Source organism: Carbonicoccus niuqiaonis, from assembly GCF_050157065.1.
Lineage (GTDB): Bacteria > Actinomycetota > Actinomycetes > Propionibacteriales > Propionibacteriaceae > Avipropionibacterium.
In genome coordinates this window covers 2,866,758-2,883,128 of the sequence record NZ_CP189573.1, presented here as the reverse complement: position 1 = coordinate 2,883,128, position 16,371 = coordinate 2,866,758, and the positions used below count along the sequence as shown (strand labels likewise).

Below are 16,371 nucleotides of genomic sequence, written 5' to 3'. Positions count from 1 at the left end.
CCGCCGGTGCCACCCGCACCGCCCATGACCACCCGTGCCGCCGAGCAGGCCTGGCGCAAAAGTGTGCTGGCCCGACCGTTGGAGACTCCGCAGCCGCTGCCGGCTGCGTTCGAGCCGCTGGCTCGTCGACTGACCGGGCGGGCCGGTACCCGGTTCACCACCGGGGTGGCCACCAGGACCGCCCTGGCGGCCGCCGGCGCCGTCGGCGCGACCACCGGGTCGGTGGTCCACCTGCCGCGGCGTCCGACCACGGCCGACACCGCAGTGCTCAGCCACGAACTGGCCCACCTGCGAACGACGGTCGGCCGACCGCGGTTCCTGCGGCCCGGTGCCGGCGCGGCCGCCGACAGCGAGGAGCATCGGGCGGTCACCACGGCCACCGCAGCACTCGCACCGCCGGTACCGGCAGGTCGGTCCCCGGAGCCGAGCCGGGCGATGCCGGCCGCGCCGGCCGTCCATGATCATGTTCGGTCCCACACGATGAGCAGTCCGACTCCGGCCGGCCTCGGCTCGACCCGGGCGGCCCGTGCGGTGTCCGACCTCCCGGTCACCGGGCTGGCCGGTGCCGCCCGGGCAGTGCAGGGCGAGGTGACCCGGGCCGTGGCCGCGGCGACCGCACCGCCCCTGGTCGCCAGGCGCGTCGGGGTCGAGGAGGTCGAGACCACCGCGGTCGACCCCGAGGCCCCGGAGCCCGGGGTCGCGGTGGGTACGGCGGAGAGTGCGCCGTTGGACGTCGATGCGCTGGTCGACGCGCTGGAGGTTCGTCTGCTGCGTGACCTGGAGCGTCGCGGCAGCCGGTTCGAGGGGGTGTTCTGATCATGGCGCTCGCCAAGGCGGAGCTGCATTCGGAGTCGGGGACGGTGATCGTGTGCATGTTCAACCCGGCCGAGATCACGGTGTCGAAGTCGAACACGTGGCAGGCGCCCCCCGAGAGCAAGGGCGGCAACGCCCCGCAGTTGCGGTTCCAAGGCGGCCAGTCGGCCACCCTCACCCTTTCCTTGATCATGGACACCTCGACCACCGGTGAGGACGTCACCACCCACACCAGCAAGCTGTTGGCCCTGCTCAAGGTGGACCCGGCGTTGCCGGGTGCCGACCAGAGCAGCAATTCGGCACGACCACCGTGGGTGCAGCTGCGGTGGGGCCAGACGGCGAGTTTCAAGGCCGTGCTGGAGCGGTTGGCGTTGCGTTACACCTACTTCTCCTCGGCCGGGGTTCCGTTGCGGGCCAAGGCCGACATCACCTTGAAGCAGTGGGAGGACGACGACCAGTACCCGCTGCAGAACCCGACCTCCCACACCCCACGAACCCATCGCGTCCACCGCCTCATCCCCGGCGAGACGCTGGACAAGCTGGCCGCCCGCTACTTCCGCGATGCGACCCGCTGGCGGCTCATCGCCGAGGCCAACGGCATCGTGGACCCGCTGCGCCTCCCGGTCGGCCAGCCCGTCGTGATCCCCGAGCTGCCGGTGCGTCGCCGTGGCTGACACCCGCATCGACGTGCCGGTGGTCAGTGTCGACGGACGAGAACTGGCCCCGCAGCTCCACTCCGCCCTGTTGCAGTTGCGGGTGGAGGAGTCGATCCAGCTGCCGGACCGGTTCACACTGCACTTCGACGACCCCCACTTCGAGCTGTTCGACGGCGGCCGGTTCACCGTCGGCGCGAAGGTCGAGATCGGGATGCAGGTCAGCGGGGAGCCGGTGGTGATCACTTCTGGTGAGGTGCTGGCGCTGACCGTCGAGCAGGGCATCACCGGGCGCCACGAGTTGGTGATCACCGGGTACGACCTGACCCACCGGCTCGCGCGGCGCACCAGCCGACGCACCTTCCAGGCGATGACCGATGCCGACATCGCCTCCCAGATCGCCTCGGAGCATTCCCTGCGTGGCCAGGTGAACCTGCGGTCAGGTGGGGTGCGCAACGACTACGTCCTGCAGGCCAACGAGACCGACCTGGCGTTCCTGACCCGACTGGCCGCCCGCAACGGTGCCGACGTCTGGGTCACCGAGGACACCTTGCACGTCGAGCCGCGTGACGACAGCGGTGGCCGTACGGTGACCCTCACCTGGGGTGCCGACCTGGCCTCCTTCAGCGTCCGGCTGTCGGCCTCGCAGACCGTCGACGAAGTGGTGGTGCAGGCCTGGGACGCCTTGCGCAGTGAGGAAATCGTGGCGCAGTCGACCAACGCACGACCTCCGGGCCAGGCCGCCAGAGACATCGCCGGTCAGGCCAAGCAGGCGTTCGGTTCGACCAGCCGCACCTCCACCTGGGTGGAGGTGCCCGACTCCGGGGTCGCGACCACCGTCGCCGAGGCGATGCACACCCGGGCGTTGGCCGAGACCGTCGTGCTGCGCGGCGAGACCGCCGGCAACCCGTGGCTGGCGGCCGGCGCCACGGTGACGTTGGCCGGCGTCGGGCAGCGGCTGGCCGACGACTACCGGGTGACCAGTGTGACCCACCTGTACGGGGCGGGCAGCCCCTTCCGTACCAAGTTCGTCTGCGGTGGTCTGGAGCCTTCCGGGTTCGCCGATCTGGTCGGGGGGCGGACGTCGGCGGCGAGTGTGCTCAAGCCGGCCCCGACGAACGGGTTGATGATCGGGGTGGTGACCGACACCGCCGATCCGGAAGGCCTGGGGCGGGTCCGGGTGAAGCTGCCGTCGCTGGAGGCGCAGGCCGAGAGCAACTGGGCGCGGGTGGTGCTGGCCGGAGCCGGACCCGAGACGGGCCTGGGCTGGATCCCCGAGATCAACGACGAGGTGGTGGTGGCGTTCGAGCTGGGCGACACCACCCGGCCGCTGGTGTTGGGCGGGATGTGGAGCCAGACGAAGAAGCCGCCGGCCGACATCGTGGCCCAGGGCGAGGAGACCAAGCGTCGTGGGATGGCGACCGCCGGGGCGAACCTGATCGTGCTGGACGACCAGGAGTCCATGATCACCATCAGCGTCGGCGGCACGTCGACCTCGTTGCAGCTGGCCGCGTCGTCGGTCTGGGAGGGCCAGCAGGACGTGGAGATCAAGGCCGCGAACGTGACGATCAGTGCGGACCAGAACCTGAAGCTGTCGGCCGGCGGGCGGGTCGAGATCTCCGCCGGCGCCGACGTGTCCGTCTCCGGCACCCCGATCAACCTGAACTGAGGAGAGCGCCATGCCCCAACCCGCTGCCCGGCAGACCGACCAGGTGGTCGGCACCGACATCCACGTCGTGATGGTGCCGTCGCCCGGTGGCCCGGTGCCGACCCCGACCCCGCACCCGTTCGTCGGGACCCTGCAGTCCCAGTGCTCGACCGACGTGTTGATCAACGGCATGGGGGCGGCGGTGCAGGGTTCGGTGGCCCGCCTCACCAGTCCGCACCTCCCGATCGGCGGGCCTTCGTTCCTGCGGCCTCCGACCGGACAGGGCACCGTCATGATGGGGTCGCCCACCGTGCTGGTGAACGGCAAGCCGCTGGCTCGGTTGGGCGACCAGGTGATGACGTGCAACGATCCCGCCGACGCTCCGACCAGCGCCATCGCGGCCGGCTCCCCGAACGTGGTCGTGGCATGAGCCCGGCCAAGGCGTGGGACCTGGTCGGGGTCGGCTGGGCGTACCCGACGGGGCTGACCGCCACTGGCGCGGTACTGCTGGCCGGTGGTGGGGCCGAACTGAACGGTGCGATCCGGATGATCCTGCAGACCCGGCCGGGGGAGCGGGTGATGCGCCCTGAGTTCGGCTGCCACATCTGGGACCACCTGTTCGAACCGATCGTGCCGCGCACACTCGGGCTGGTCGAGCAGGCCGCTCGGGAAGCCTTGGCACGTTGGGAACCCCGGATCGAGGTCACCTCGTTGACCGCCTCACCCGGCGATGCCGACGGCGAGGTGCTGCTCATGATCGACTACCTGGTCAAGGCGACCAACGACCACCGCAACCTGGTGTTCCCGTTCTACACGATTCCCCGGGAGGTCGGATCATGAGCCTGCCCACACCCAACCTGGACGACCGGCAGTTCCAGGACATCGTCGACGAGGCCAAGCGACGGTTGCAACGGTTGTGCCCCGAGTGGAGCGACCACAACGTGTCCGACCCGGGCGTCGCGGTGATCGAACTGTTCGCGTGGATGACCGAGATGATGTTGTACCGGCTCAACCAGGTCCCCGACCGGATGTACGTCAAGTTCCTCGAGCTGCTGGGCGTCGAGCTGCACGGGACGGCCGCCGCGTCGACGTTGTTGATGTTCAACCTGACCGCACCCCAGCCGTTGCCGGTGCGGATCCCCGAGGGCACCCAGGTCGCGTCCGACCGGGTCGGCGACGAGGAACAGGTCGTCTTCATGACCGACCGCGAGCTCGTGGTGAACCCGCCACAACTGGTGCAGGTGGTGACGCGCAGCCAGAACCGGTACGTCGACGTGACCGAGGACCTGCGCCTGCAGACCAACCCGATGGTCTGCTTCGGCAGCCTCACTCCCAGCGACGCCTTCTACCTCGGCTTCAGCAACACCCTGGCCGCGAACATCGTCCGGATCCGGATGGTCACCGGCGCCGAGGGTGCCGGCATCGACCCGGACGAGCCGCCCCTGCGATGGCAGACCTGGACCGGCCAGTCGTGGCGGACCGCGGTGGTGCTGTCCGACACCACCAACGCGTTGAACGCCGTCGACGGTGGCGAGGTCACGCTGCTGCTGGGACCTGATCATGAACCGGTGGCGGTGGGGCAGACCCGCGCCTACTGGATCCGATGCCGTCTGATCCAACCGCCCGAGGGCGTCCCCACGTACCGCAAGTCGCCGGTGATCAGTTCGCTGTCGGTGTTGAGCACCGGCGGGGCGGTGATGGCCCGCCACGCCGAGCTGGCCCCGACCGAGACGCTCGGCGTCAGCACCGGCGAGCCGGGCCAGTCGTTCACCGTCTCCCGGACGCCGGTGCTGCCGCGTCGCGACGGGGAGACCGTACGGATCCAGGCACCGGCTGCCGAGGGTCGCCCGGCGGAGCCGGAACTGTGGCGGGAGGTGCAGCACTTCGGCACCTCGGGGCCGGACGACAAGGTGTTCACCTGGCACGAGTCGAGCGGGGAGATCCGGTTCGGGCCGCAGATCCGCGATGCCACCGGACGGGTGTTGCAGCACGGTGCGGTCCCGCCGACCGACGCGCGGGTCGCTGTCACCGGGTACCGGCACGGTGGTGGCCGGGAGGGAAACGTGGCGGCTCGGCGGTTGACGGTGCTGCGGACCGCGATCCCGTTCGTCGCCTCGGTGACCAACATGGTGCCGGCCACCGGCGGGGTGGACGCCGAGACGATCGAGAACGCCAAGCTGCGTGGCCCGATGTCGTTGCGCAGTGGGGATCGGGCGGTCACCGCGGAGGACTACGAACGACTCACCCTGCAGGCCGATCCGACGGTGGCACGGGCGTTGTGCCTGGTCGAGGACGCCGCCGAGCCGATCAAGGTGCTGGTGGTGCCGCGGTCGGTGGTGACTCCGCGCGCGCTCGAACTGGACGACCTGGTGCTGGACGAGGAGCAGACCACCAGGATTGCGGAGTACCTCGACGACCGGCGGCTGGTCACCAGCCGGGTCCGGGTCGACGAACCGCTCTACCAGGGCCTGATGGTGGTGGCCCAGGTCAGTGCCGTTCCGGGGGTACGGGTCGAGGCGGTCCGCGAGGCCTCGCTGGACGCCCTGTTCGGTTACGTGAATCCGCTGGTGGGTGGGCCGGACGGCACTGGCTGGCCGTTCGGCCGTACGATCGACGACTCCGACATCCACGCCCTGCTGCGGACGTTGCCCGGCGTCGCCAGCGTCAACCAGGTCTACTTCTTCCAGGCCGACCTGCGCTCCGGCGCGGTCAACGACCAACAGTTCCAGCAGATCGCCCTGCCGCCCGACGCGCTGCTGATGTCGCACCGACACCAGGTGGTGGTGAGATGAGTCGCGCGTGGTTGGTCGAACAGCTGCCGCAGTCGTTGCGTGACGAGCGGGTCGTCGCCGCGATCGTGACCGCCGGACAGGACGTCGCGGACTCGCTGCGGCACCAGATGAACGCGTTCGACGCGCAGGTCGACCCGCGCACCGCGACACCGGCGATGTTGTCGTACATGGCCGCCTGGTTCGGGTTCACCCTCGACCTGGACGACGACGAGGAACTGCTCCGTCGGCTCGTCGCCCGGCTCGGACCGATCGTGCTGCGGAGGGGCACGCGAGACGCGTTGCAGGAGTTGGCAGAATTGCTCACCGGCGGTCCGGTGCGGGTCGTCGAGTCCGGGTACGTCGTCGGCCCACGCCAGACGCCGCCCCCGGACGTCACCGACGGCATGGTGGTACGGGTGGAGGTGTCGACGATGGGGCCCATGGGCGCCGATCGGCTGCGCGCCATTCTGGCGCGCGAAGTCCCCGTCGGGGTGACACTGGAGCTGACCGAACGGGGGCCGCGCAACTGATGAACGGCCCGCCCCAGACATGTCCGCAGTGCCAGGTGCCGCTACCGCAGCCACGCCCGACGCTGTGTCCGTCGTGTCAGTACCCGCTGCTGCTGGCGGCACCGGACCGCACCCACCGCGGGATGGCCGGCGAACTGCAACGGCCCACCAATGACAAGGTTGACGAGGAGGGCACCCGGCTGGTGCCGATGGTCCACGTCAGTCCACCACCACCGGTGGCGCCGGAGGTGCCGACCAAGCCGTGTCCGGTGTGCGGCTGGCGGAACGCGGTGGACCGGCAGCGCTGTGAGCGGTGCGCCAGCCCGACCCGCGAGGTCCCGGTGCCGACCCCGCCGCCACCACCCCCACCGCCGCGGCAGCAGCAGCGGGGCATCGCCTGGTGGATGATCGTGCTCCCGGCCCTGATCGTCTTGCTGGTGATCACCACGATCGTGCTGTTGGTGCAGGTACGACCGTTCTCCCCGCCGGCTGGTGGCGGCGAGTCAGCCACACCGCCGTCGGCACCGGCCAGCACGCCTGCCGAGCCGTCGCCGACGACCCTGTCCGGGGTCGACCCGTCGACGATCACGGTGACGGCGTCCTCGACGCTGCCGCCCGACCCGGAGTCGTACGAGGCGGGCAACCTGCTCGACGGCGACCCGGAGACCGCGTGGAACAGCAATGGCAGTGAGGCCGACGACAACACCGGGGTGACGTTGACGTTCACCTTCGCCGAACCGGTGCGGGTGGGTCGCATCGACCTGTCGAACGGGTTCAGCAAGAACGACGGGGTGTTCGAGCGGAACTGCCGGGTGAAGACGCTGACGGTGGAGACCGAGGGTGGGGCCACGCACACGTTCGAGGTCAAGGACACCCAGGACGTCCAGCAACTGGTGTTCGACTTCGGCGCACCGACGACGAAGCTGACCTTCACCATCGACGAGGTGTACGACGGCTCCCGGTATCGCGACGTGGCGATCACCGAGGTCGTCTTCCACGCCCTCTCCTGATCACGCCCTCCGGTACGCCCGTCGAGCATGTCGAGACGCGGTCAGGCGCTGTTGCCGAGGCAGATGGAGAACGCGTTCACGTGGTGCTCCTCCGCGAGCGTGTAGAGGGCGACCATGGTCCACTCGGTGGGCGCGCCGTCGGGTGCGCCGATCGTCGGCCTGGAGGCGAGGATGATCGCCTTCGGGTCCGCCCCGGGCGGGGGATTGTGCCGGTCGAGGGCGAGGCCGGCGCCGACCAGCACGCCCTGTTCACAGGTGACCTTGAAGTCCTCGATGGCGTCCTCCCCTTGGACGGCGCGGCCATGGATCTCCACGGCGTGACCGGGCGGAGACGGTGCACACAGTGCCCAGACCTGGGCGTCGATGTCCTCCTCGGCGCTGATGACTGCTCGCCAGTAGCGCCATGGTGTCTCGGCACTGTCCCGATCCGGCCACGACTCCATCACGATGCCGGGATCGGCCGACACCCCCTCGAGCACGATGCCGGCGCCACCGCCGAGAACGACCCTGCCGTCCGGACAGCGTGCCTCAAGCACCTTGCCGGTGTTGGCAGCCACGGCCACCTGCTCCCGGACCACCTCCATCCCCGGAATCGGGGTCACGCAGATCACCACCAGGTTGGCCTTGGTCGGCCCGGTGAGGTTGGTGAAGCTGAAGATCCAGCCGTTGCCCTTCGGGCCACTCTCGACCAGCCCCACCTGACCGACAGCGGTGGGGAAGTCGGCCCCGCCGTTCAGTGCTGTTGACCCGTCAGCACAACTGACCTCGTGGCTGCTGAGCCCGCTGGGCAGATCGACCTCCTCGGCGACCGAGGCAACCGGCGGCAGGGTGACGGTCAGGTCGAGGGTGGAGGTGCTGGTGCCTCCTTCGGTGGTGATCATGACGGTGAGGGTGAACGCGCCGGCGGTCTCCGGTCGCCAGGTGAACGTCTGGGGTGTCGTCGCGTTGGCGACCACGTTGTTGCCGCCGTCGGTCACCTTCCAGTCCCACGCGGTGACCTGCTCGGTGGTCTCCGCGGTGACCGTCAGGTCGGTGCCCACGATCGGTGCCGCCGGGGTCATCATCAACTGCGGTGGGCCGGGCGGTTCGGCCCCGGAGGCGCTGGTCTCGGCCTCGGTGGGGCCACTCGACGACGGCGGTTCCTCCACCGGCCCCTGCGTCGTCGGCGGTTGGGTCACCTCCGGCGTCGCCGGTGGGTTCAGGATGGGCCCCAACACACTGCTGGCCAGGATCGCGCCGGCGACCACCAGCACGGCCAGCACCACCCCGAGTGAGGTGAGCACGGCGGTCGGCACGGTTGGGCGTTGTACGAAGCTGATCCGCGATTCCTGCTGCACCCCCTCAGGGGAGTGGGCCGCGAGCGTGACGGCCGACGTCTTCGGCTGCCCGGTGAAGAATCCCGGCACCTTCCACGACACCTGGACGTGGCTGGTGCCGCCGGCCGGCAACCACAGTTGCGGTGGGTTGGTGATGAACTCGGCCCGCCCCTGGTCGTCGGTGGGCACGACCTTCAGGTGCATGCCGCTGTTGCCCTGGTTCTGCAGGCTCGCGACGACATGCCCTTCGGTGCGGGCCTCGACCACCTCGGGCTGCACACTCATGTGCACCCCGGCGATCGTCTCCACCTCGAGCGACAGTTCGGCCGAGCGGGAGACCTCCGGCTGGTACGGCGACTGCACCAGCACCCCGAGCAGGTACGAACCGGCCAGCACCCGGCCGTTCACCGCCTGGCCGGGCTGCGGGATCCGCAACTCGAGGTTGATCACTCCGGTCTCACCGGGTCGCAGCTTGATCACGTCGACATCGGTGGCCCACAGTTCGTCGGCGGGCAGGCCGAGCAGGCTGGCCCGGTAGTGCTGGACGACCTGGCCGATGTTGCGGATGCTGATGGCCACCTTCGCCTGACCGCCGGGCTTGACCCGGACCTCGGGCACGCTGAGGTCGACGGTCAGCTCGAAGGGCCTCGAGGCGTTCATCGCAGGTCCGATCCGGCGGGGAGTCGGTCGGGGCATCGGTCGCCCCGAGCGCAGCCCCGCCCACCCTCAAGCGTGGCAGGGTCGGCCACCTCTCGCACCCGGTTGCCCCAAGGTCTGCCCGGTCCCAACCGGTACGTCCTTCGGGTCGAAGTGGGGGTGGAGTTTCGCTTGGCCCGAACGTGCGCCAAACTCTGCATGACTGGGCCATTGGCCACGAACGGATCAGGGGGCGAGATGAAGCTACCACTGGGAACAGAGCTGTCCGATGACGTGAACGGCGTCACCTATCAACTGGTGGGAACCCTCGGCGACGGCGGATTCGGAGCCGCCTACCGGGCCGTGGAACTGACCGCCAACGGTCGGCGGAGAAGCGGTACGGAGACCTGTCTCAAGCTGTCACTGCATGCCGAAGCCTGGCACGGTGAGGTGTACTTCGGGAACCTGCTCCGCAATGACGGACACGTCGTACAGCTGAAGTCAGCCTTCCCCACCACGATCACTTACCGAGGCAAGAAGCGGACGATCTTCGCGATCAACATGGAGTTGGTCTCCGAGGGGACAGTGCGTGATCACCTCCAAAAGGGGGGCGACCCATGGAGTGAGGCTCAGATTCTGAAGCGGGTCAGGCTGCTGCTCAAACCGTTGGCGCTGTTGCACGAGATGGGTGTCTCGCACCGGGACATCACGCCACCGAACGTCTTCATCGGCAATCGCAAGGTGCTGAAGCTGGGCGATTTCGGCATCACCAAGGCCCAGCTGAAGCCCTCGGGAGTGGACGCGGACGCGATGAACCCCGACTTTGCCCCTACCGACATGGGTAGATGGTGGCGGCCCGCGGATGACGTGTATCAGGTTGGACTACTGATGGCCAGCCTTGCTGCGGGGCACGAGGTCACCAAAGGGGTACGGAAACCTACGATCAATCGGTACACGGTTGGCGCGCCCAAGCTACGGGCCGCCATCAAGGCGGCGATCAGCGTGAAGTCCCAGCGACCACAGAATGCTGCCGAGTTGGCCACCCTGCTCAAGTGAGTTCTCCCACGCGAGGCCAAGTTCCGTGCGTGGCCGAGGCGGGCCTGATGTCAATCGCAGCCCGTCAGCCGACGGCGGCCCGACCCACCTTCCAGTAACCCATGTAGGACGCCTGGCTCCGATCGATCCCGGCGGCCGCCAGGAGCGGTCGGCACTGCTTGACCATGCCGGCCTCGCCGGCGACCCAGGCCCGAACCTGCCCGGGATCGGCGGCCTCCTCCCACAGCACGGCCTCATCCGACTCGTCGGCCCCGTCGTCGGATCCCCTGTCGGCGAATCCGTTGCACCTGCCGGGCCCGTCGGTGCCCGTCAGCGCACGGGACAGTTCGGGCAGGAGTGCGCTCCCCGGAGGAGCGTCGTCACGGGGGTGCCAGTGCACGGTGACGCCGGCCGGGTGAGGGGCGTCGGTGATCGCGTCGGCGGCGGTCGGCACCTCCACGTGAGCCGCGCCGGTCACCGTTGCCGGCAGCGAGCCGAGGATGTTGATCACCGCCGGCAGGGCCGTCTCGTCGGCCACCAGCAGCACCCGGTCCGCCCCGGGCTGCCAGGCCACCCCGACCTCCTCGTACCCGGGAACGGCCCGGTTGGGGGCCACCAGCACCACTTCGGTGCCGAGATCGGCCGACAGCGCGAACCGCGACAGCGGACCGACCGGCCCGTGGTCGACCACGTCCACGTCGAGTTCGGCGTCGTCGGGGCGCGCCTCTCGTACGGTGTAGGTCCTGATCACCGGCGCCGGGTCCGCCTCGCGACAGCGGGTGTACCAGTCGTCGGCGGTGGCGCCGTCGAGGGCCGCCAGGTTGCCGATCACGATCTTGATCCGCTGGTCCAGGCCGGGGGAGTCGCAGTTGCGCAGTTCCTCGCCTGCGAAGGTCAGCCGGAGCAGGTGCGGGGTGATCCGCGCCCGTCGGGCCAACCGGGCACGGAACGGCAGGTACGGACGCGGCTCGGTCATCGATCTCCTCGTAGGTTCCACAACAGCCAGATGAAGTACGGGGTGCCGATCAGGGCGGTCACCATGCCGGCCGGCACCTGGGCCGGGGCGATGACCGTACGGCCCACCGTGTCGGCCACCACGACCAGGGTGGCGCCGAGCAGGGGTGCCAACACGACCAGGTGACGATGCCGCGAGCCGACGAACAGCCGGGCGGCGTGGGGTGCCACCAGGCCGACGAAGGCGATCACCCCGATCGCGGTGGTCGCCGCGACCGTCAGCAGGACGGCCGCGACCAAGGCGATCAGCCTGACCCGGCCGCCGAGCACCCCGACCACCTGTGGGGTGGTGCGGTCCAGTTGCAGCAGGTCGAGCTCGGAGCGCAGCCCGATGGCGATCACCAGGCCGACGGCGAGGGCGGCGGTGGCCCACAGCACCCGGTCGGGGGCGGCACCGTATGTCGATCCGCCCAACCAGGTCAGCGCCTTCGCCTGGTTCCACGGGTCGGTGCGCACGATCAGTACGGTGGTCAGGGCCTGGGCCGCGGCGCCCGCGCCGAGGCCGACGAGGACCAGCCGGACCTCGTCCAGACCACCGCGCGAGGCCAAGGCAAAGACGATCACGGTGATCACCGACGCGCCGACCAGGGCGCCGACGACGACACCGGACCAGCCCAGGGCGGGGATCAGGACCAACGACGCCAGGGCGCCGACGCCGGCACCACTCGACACCCCGAGCAGGCCCGGATCGGCCAGTGGGTTGCGGGTCACGGCCTGGACCAGCAGTCCGGCCAGCGCGAGGCAGGCGCCGGCCGCCCCGGCGGCGAGGACCCGCGGCCAGCGGGCGTCGAGCACGATCTCGATCCGGGGCGAGGCGACCTGGCCGAGCCAGTTGATCACGTCGCCGGACAGGAGTTTGACGTCGCCCAGCAGGATGCCGGCCAGCAGGGCACCCAGCAACACCGCGGTGCAGCAGACGGTGATCAACACCGGGTGTCGCCGGCCGAACTCCGAGGCACTGGCCAGCGCAGGCGACGGGTCGTTGCGGCCCGTCCGTAGTCCCTGCGACAAGATGATCAACACGATCGCGCCGAGCAGGGTGGTGATCACCCCGGTCGGCACCTCGACCGCATCGGAACCGGTGAAGACACTGCGCAGGACGACGTCGGCGAGCAGGACGACGGCGGCGCCAGTGAGTCCGCTGCCGAGCAGCAGCCATCGGTGGTGCCGGAGTCCGCGCATCCTGGTCCGGCACAGGTACATCCCTGCCGGGGCGACGAGTCCCACGAAGCCGAGGGGACCGGCGACTGACACCGCAGCGGCCGCCAGCAGGACGGCCAGCACGACCATGATCACCTTGCTGGAGGTGACGTGCAGCCCCAGCGACCGGGCGGCGTCGTCTCCCAGCTGCAGCAGGTCGAGCCGGGATGCGAAGAAGAGGGCCAACGCGACCACCACGGCGATCAGGGGGGCGGCCCGGACGACGGCGTCCATGCCGTTCTGGCCCAGCGATCCCGAGCCCCAGGCGAACAGCCCCTCGGTGGTCTCGCTGTTCATCATGATCACCATGGACGTCAGCGAGTGCAGGGCGAGGGCCAGCACCGAGCCCGCCAGCACGAGCCGGACCGGGGACGACCCGCCCGCCGAGATGGCCAGCGCGATCCCGGCGGCGGCCAGCCCGCCGACGAAGGCGGCAGCCGTACCGCCCCAGACACCGAGGCTGAGCCCTGCGGCGGCCGCGATGGTCAGCACCAGCCAGGCGCCGGCGTTGATCGCCAACGTGTCGGGGGACGCGAGCCGGTTGCGGGCCACCGACTGCAGGGCCGCACCACTGACGCCGACGGCCAACCCGACCAGCATCGCGGCCAAGGTGCGGGGGAGCCGGCCGTCCAGCAGGACCGCTCGTTGCACGTCGGTACCGGTGCCGGTGATCACTGCCCACACCCCGGACAGGTCCATGTCGGAGGTGCCCTGCCCGAGGTGGACCACCGCGAGCACGGTGATCAGCAGCAGGAGCCCGCCGGACAGCAGCACGGGGCCGAGCCGGTCATGGGCCGCGGCCGGTGGTGCCGCTGCGGGCGCTCCTGAGGACACCGCGCCCGGGGTCCCGGACCCTGCCGGGTCCGACTCGGCGGTGCGTGGTTCGGCCATGGTGGCCACGGTCAGCCCAGGGCTTCGACCAACGCGTCGGTCCACGCGGTCATCGACAGCGGACCGCCGTACATCCACACGCCGTCAGCGATGGGGGAGACCTGCTTGGACTGCACCGGTGGGATCCGTTGCCACACGGCGTTGTCGGCGAGTTGCTCGGTCGGGTCGCCTTCGCCGGTGTTCGCCCAGTAGACCATCCGGGTGTCCGCGGGCAGCGCGAGCAGGCCCTCCAGGTCGGTGGTGCTGAGGCCGTACGCGTCGTCGCCCGGATCCTCCCAGGCGTTCTTCAGGCCGATCTCGGCGGCCACCGCACCGGGCAGCGAGCGTGGCCCGTGCATCCGTACCGACACGTCGTTGCCGGCGAGGTAGATGTAGACGAACACGAAGGGCGCGTCGGCCCCACCCGAGGCCGCCAGCTTCTCCTTCGCCGTCGCCATGTGCGCATCGAAGGCGTCGACGGCCGCCTGTGAGTCCGCCTCGTGGCCCAGCAGCTTGCCGGTGGTCACGGTGTTCTCACGCATGCGGCCCAGCGGGTCGGAAGCATCCGCCGGGTTGAGCAGCACGATCGGGGCGATCTTGGCCATCTGGGTCTGGGCGGCCTCCGGGACGGAGCCGGCGATGCCGAGGATCAGGTCGGGCTCCAACTCGGCCACCCGCTCGACGCTGGGTTCGGTACGCATCCCGACGTCGGTCGGTTCGGTGGCCAGCGGGGCCGACTTGACCCAGGAGTTGTAGCCCTCGAGGTCGGACACGCCGATCGGCTCGACCCCGGCGACGAGGCAGTCCTCGACGTTCATCCACTCCAGCGCGACGACCTTGCTGGCCGGGGCCGGAAGGGTGATCTCCTTGCCGGTGACATCGGTGACGACGATCTCCTCGGCGCCACCGGAGGCCTTCCCGCCGGCTGCGCCACCGCCACCCGACTGGGCCGGCTCGGTGGTACCGCAGGCGGCCAACGCCAGCGGAGCGGCCAGGAGGGCTCCGGTGAACGCACGCCGGCTGAAGGGCGTACGGGGAGTTGCGGACACGATGGTTCCTTTCAAGTTGATCATGCTGTTTTGATCAGTGTCGTGTTGATCATGCGGTGTTGATCATGGCCGTTGTGCTCATGGCCCGTTCGTGTGGTCAGGCGGACAGCGGCATCGTGGACACCATGGCCGGACGACGAAGGCTGCCCAGGGCGTTCACCCGAAGCAGACCGGTCGCCGGGTCACGGTCCACCGCGACGTCGACGCCGTACACCTGGCTGAGCAGGTCGGGGCGCAGCACGTCCTCCGCGGTGCCCTCGGCCACCACGCGCCCGTGGTCGAGCAGCACCAGGTGGTCGGCCACGACCCCGGCCTGGGCCAGGTCGTGCAGCACGACCCCGACGGTCACGCCCTCGGTGTCGGCCAGCTGGCGGACCAGTCGCAGCAACTCCACCTGGTGGTGCAGGTCGAGGTGGTTCGTGGGCTCGTCGAGCAGCACCACCGACGTGTCCTGCGCCAGGCAGGAGGCCAGCCAGACGCGCTGGATCTGCCCGCCGGACAGGGCGTCAACGGGTCGGTCGGCCAGCTCGTGCAGTTCGGTCAGCGCCATGGCGCGGTCGACCGCGGCGGGACCGTGTGGGTCGTTGGCCCGCCAGCGGCCACGGTGCGGGTGGCGTCCGAAGGCGACGACGTCGGCGACGGTCAGCCCGCCCGGGGTGGGGCGGTGCTGGGCCAACATGGTGAGCCGCCGCGCGAGTTCCTTCGGGGCGAAGTCGCAGATCAGCCGGTCGCCCAGGCCGATCTCGCCATCGGCGACAGGGTGCAGCCCGGCCATCGCGCGCAGCAGGGTCGACTTGCCGCTGCCGTTCGGTCCGACCAGCGCGGTGACCCGGTTCGGGGCGAGTCGCACACTGCACTCGTGCACCACGGCGGTGCTGCCGTACCGTAGGCCGGCGCTGTGGGCTGCGAGAGCCGACGCCTCGGCGTCCGGCGTGGTCATTCCCTCCTGCGGATGATTCACGGAACTAAACTTAGGTCAGGCTTACCTAAGGCGCAACCCGAGCGCTGACGTATGACATGTGGTGTTCGACACGTCCGGCGGTTCGTGGGCGGGCATGTCGGGATGAGTCGACGCGGGTTGGTCGATGCGAGGGTTTGACCCGCTGCCTCCCGGCCACGTATTGTTGACCCTCGGTGCGCAGACCCCTGCTTGGGTGGTCGCGCCCAATCCAAGGACAGCGAAGAGAGTAGGTCAGTCGTGTACGCGATCGTGCGCAGTGGCGGCCGACAGCACAAGGTTGCCGTCGGTGACGTCATTGAGGTCGACAAGGTCGACGGTGAGTCCGGTGCGACCGTCGAGCTGCAGCCGATCCTGGTCGTCGACGGCGACTCGGTGACCTCGTCGAAGGACGAGCTCGGCAAGGTCAACGTGACCGCCGAGGTTCTCGGTGCCACCAAGGGCCCCAAGATCAAGATCCTGAAGTACAAGAACAAGACCGGCTACCGCAAGCGCCAGGGTCACCGGCAGCACTACACCCAGGTCAAGGTCACCGGTATCGGCGCCTGAGCGCCCCCGGACACGAAGCAGAACTGAGGCAGACAGATGGCACACAAGAAGGCAGGCTCGTCGAGCCGTAACGGTCGCGACTCCAACGCCCAGCGGCTCGGCGTCAAGCGCTTCGGCGGCCAGCAGGTCAATGCCGGGGAGATCCTGGTCCGCCAGCGCGGTACCCACTTCCACCCGGGCGACGGCGTCGGTCGCGGTGGCGACGACACCCTGTTCGCGCTCGTCGCGGGCAAGGTGGAGTTCGGCACCCGTCGCGGGCGCCGCGTCGTCAACATCGACACGGCCGAGGTTGCTGTCGCCGCCGAGTGACGGCACCGTACGAAACGACAGGGCGGTTCCC

General features: G+C 69.9%; 16 protein-coding genes. 11 read left to right on the top strand and 5 right to left on the bottom strand.

The window, feature by feature from the left end; genetic code table 11:
• Positions 1 to 24: 24 nt before the first annotated feature.
• The 8 genes from ACQBAU_RS13220 to ACQBAU_RS13185 are packed head-to-tail and all read left to right on the top strand — an operon-like array spanning position 25 to position 7,404.
• Entirely contained in the window at positions 25 to 816 is a 792-nt protein-coding gene (locus tag ACQBAU_RS13220; protein WP_434551165.1) for an eCIS core domain-containing protein, read from the top strand.
• Between the two features lie 2 nt (positions 817 to 818).
• Positions 819 to 1,487, top strand: coding sequence for a CIS tube protein (locus ACQBAU_RS13215; protein WP_434551166.1), 669 nt, complete (start codon positions 819 to 821; stop codon positions 1,485 to 1,487).
• Complete coding sequence (locus tag ACQBAU_RS13210) at positions 1,480 to 3,135, top strand: VgrG-related protein (protein ID WP_465256819.1); 1,656 nt, start codon at positions 1,480 to 1,482, stop codon at positions 3,133 to 3,135. The genes ACQBAU_RS13215 and ACQBAU_RS13210 overlap by 8 nt, the downstream gene beginning before the upstream one ends.
• 10 nt (positions 3,136 to 3,145) lie before the next feature.
• Positions 3,146 to 3,544, top strand: a complete 399-nt coding sequence (locus tag ACQBAU_RS13205) for a PAAR domain-containing protein (RefSeq protein ID WP_434551168.1) — start codon at positions 3,146 to 3,148, stop codon at positions 3,542 to 3,544.
• On the top strand, positions 3,541 to 3,954 hold the full coding sequence (locus ACQBAU_RS13200) for a GPW/gp25 family protein (protein WP_434551169.1): 414 nt from the start codon (positions 3,541 to 3,543) through the stop codon (positions 3,952 to 3,954). The genes ACQBAU_RS13205 and ACQBAU_RS13200 overlap by 4 nt, the downstream gene beginning before the upstream one ends.
• Positions 3,951 to 5,906 (top strand): putative baseplate assembly protein, encoded by a 1,956-nt coding sequence (locus ACQBAU_RS13195; RefSeq protein ID WP_434551170.1) that lies wholly within the window; start codon positions 3,951 to 3,953, stop codon positions 5,904 to 5,906. The genes ACQBAU_RS13200 and ACQBAU_RS13195 overlap by 4 nt, the downstream gene beginning before the upstream one ends.
• Positions 5,903 to 6,415, top strand: a complete 513-nt coding sequence (locus ACQBAU_RS13190; RefSeq protein WP_434551171.1) for a phage tail protein — start codon at positions 5,903 to 5,905, stop codon at positions 6,413 to 6,415. The genes ACQBAU_RS13195 and ACQBAU_RS13190 overlap by 4 nt, the downstream gene beginning before the upstream one ends.
• Positions 6,416 to 6,450: 35 nt before the next feature.
• Positions 6,451 to 7,404 (top strand): discoidin domain-containing protein, encoded by a 954-nt coding sequence (locus ACQBAU_RS13185; protein WP_434551172.1) that lies wholly within the window; start codon positions 6,451 to 6,453, stop codon positions 7,402 to 7,404.
• Between the two features lie 41 nt (positions 7,405 to 7,445).
• On the opposite strand, the gene ACQBAU_RS13180 is transcribed toward ACQBAU_RS13185, so the two are convergent.
• Positions 7,446 to 9,380 carry a COG1470 family protein gene (locus ACQBAU_RS13180; RefSeq protein WP_434551173.1) on the bottom strand — a complete coding sequence of 645 codons (1,935 nt, stop codon included), beginning with the start codon at positions 9,378 to 9,380 and terminating at the stop codon, positions 7,446 to 7,448.
• Positions 9,381 to 9,614: 234 nt separating this feature from the next.
• On the opposite strand from ACQBAU_RS13180, the gene ACQBAU_RS13175 reads away from it, so the two are divergent.
• On the top strand, positions 9,615 to 10,412 hold the full coding sequence (locus ACQBAU_RS13175; RefSeq protein WP_465256820.1) for a protein kinase domain-containing protein: 798 nt from the start codon (positions 9,615 to 9,617) through the stop codon (positions 10,410 to 10,412).
• 64 nt (positions 10,413 to 10,476) lie between these two features.
• Here the strand turns inward: ACQBAU_RS13175 and ACQBAU_RS13170 are convergent, their stop codons facing one another.
• The 4 genes from ACQBAU_RS13170 to ACQBAU_RS13155 form a co-directional block, all read right to left on the bottom strand.
• The gene (locus ACQBAU_RS13170; protein WP_434551175.1) at positions 10,477 to 11,367 is read right to left on the bottom strand and encodes a siderophore-interacting protein; all 891 of its coding nucleotides are present in this window, start codon (positions 11,365 to 11,367) and stop codon (positions 10,477 to 10,479) included.
• Positions 11,364 to 13,496, bottom strand: coding sequence for an iron ABC transporter permease (locus ACQBAU_RS13165; RefSeq protein ID WP_434551176.1), 2,133 nt, complete (start codon positions 13,494 to 13,496; stop codon positions 11,364 to 11,366). Before ACQBAU_RS13165 ends, ACQBAU_RS13170 begins: the two co-directional genes overlap by 4 nt.
• An 11-nt stretch (positions 13,497 to 13,507) precedes the next feature.
• Positions 13,508 to 14,524, bottom strand: coding sequence for an ABC transporter substrate-binding protein (locus tag ACQBAU_RS13160; RefSeq protein ID WP_434551177.1), 1,017 nt, complete (start codon positions 14,522 to 14,524; stop codon positions 13,508 to 13,510).
• A gap of 97 nt (positions 14,525 to 14,621) precedes the next feature.
• The gene (locus ACQBAU_RS13155; RefSeq protein ID WP_434551178.1) at positions 14,622 to 15,485 is read right to left on the bottom strand and encodes an ABC transporter ATP-binding protein; all 864 of its coding nucleotides are present in this window, start codon (positions 15,483 to 15,485) and stop codon (positions 14,622 to 14,624) included.
• Positions 15,486 to 15,722: 237 nt separating this feature from the next.
• On the opposite strand from ACQBAU_RS13155, the gene rplU reads away from it, so the two are divergent.
• A complete protein-coding gene (rplU, locus tag ACQBAU_RS13150) occupies positions 15,723 to 16,031 on the top strand; it encodes a 50S ribosomal protein L21 (RefSeq protein WP_434551601.1) in 309 nt (102 codons plus the stop codon).
• Between the two features lie 36 nt (positions 16,032 to 16,067).
• The gene (rpmA, locus tag ACQBAU_RS13145) at positions 16,068 to 16,340 is read left to right on the top strand and encodes a 50S ribosomal protein L27 (protein ID WP_434551600.1); all 273 of its coding nucleotides are present in this window, start codon (positions 16,068 to 16,070) and stop codon (positions 16,338 to 16,340) included.
• The last annotated feature ends 31 nt before the right edge of the window (positions 16,341 to 16,371 follow it).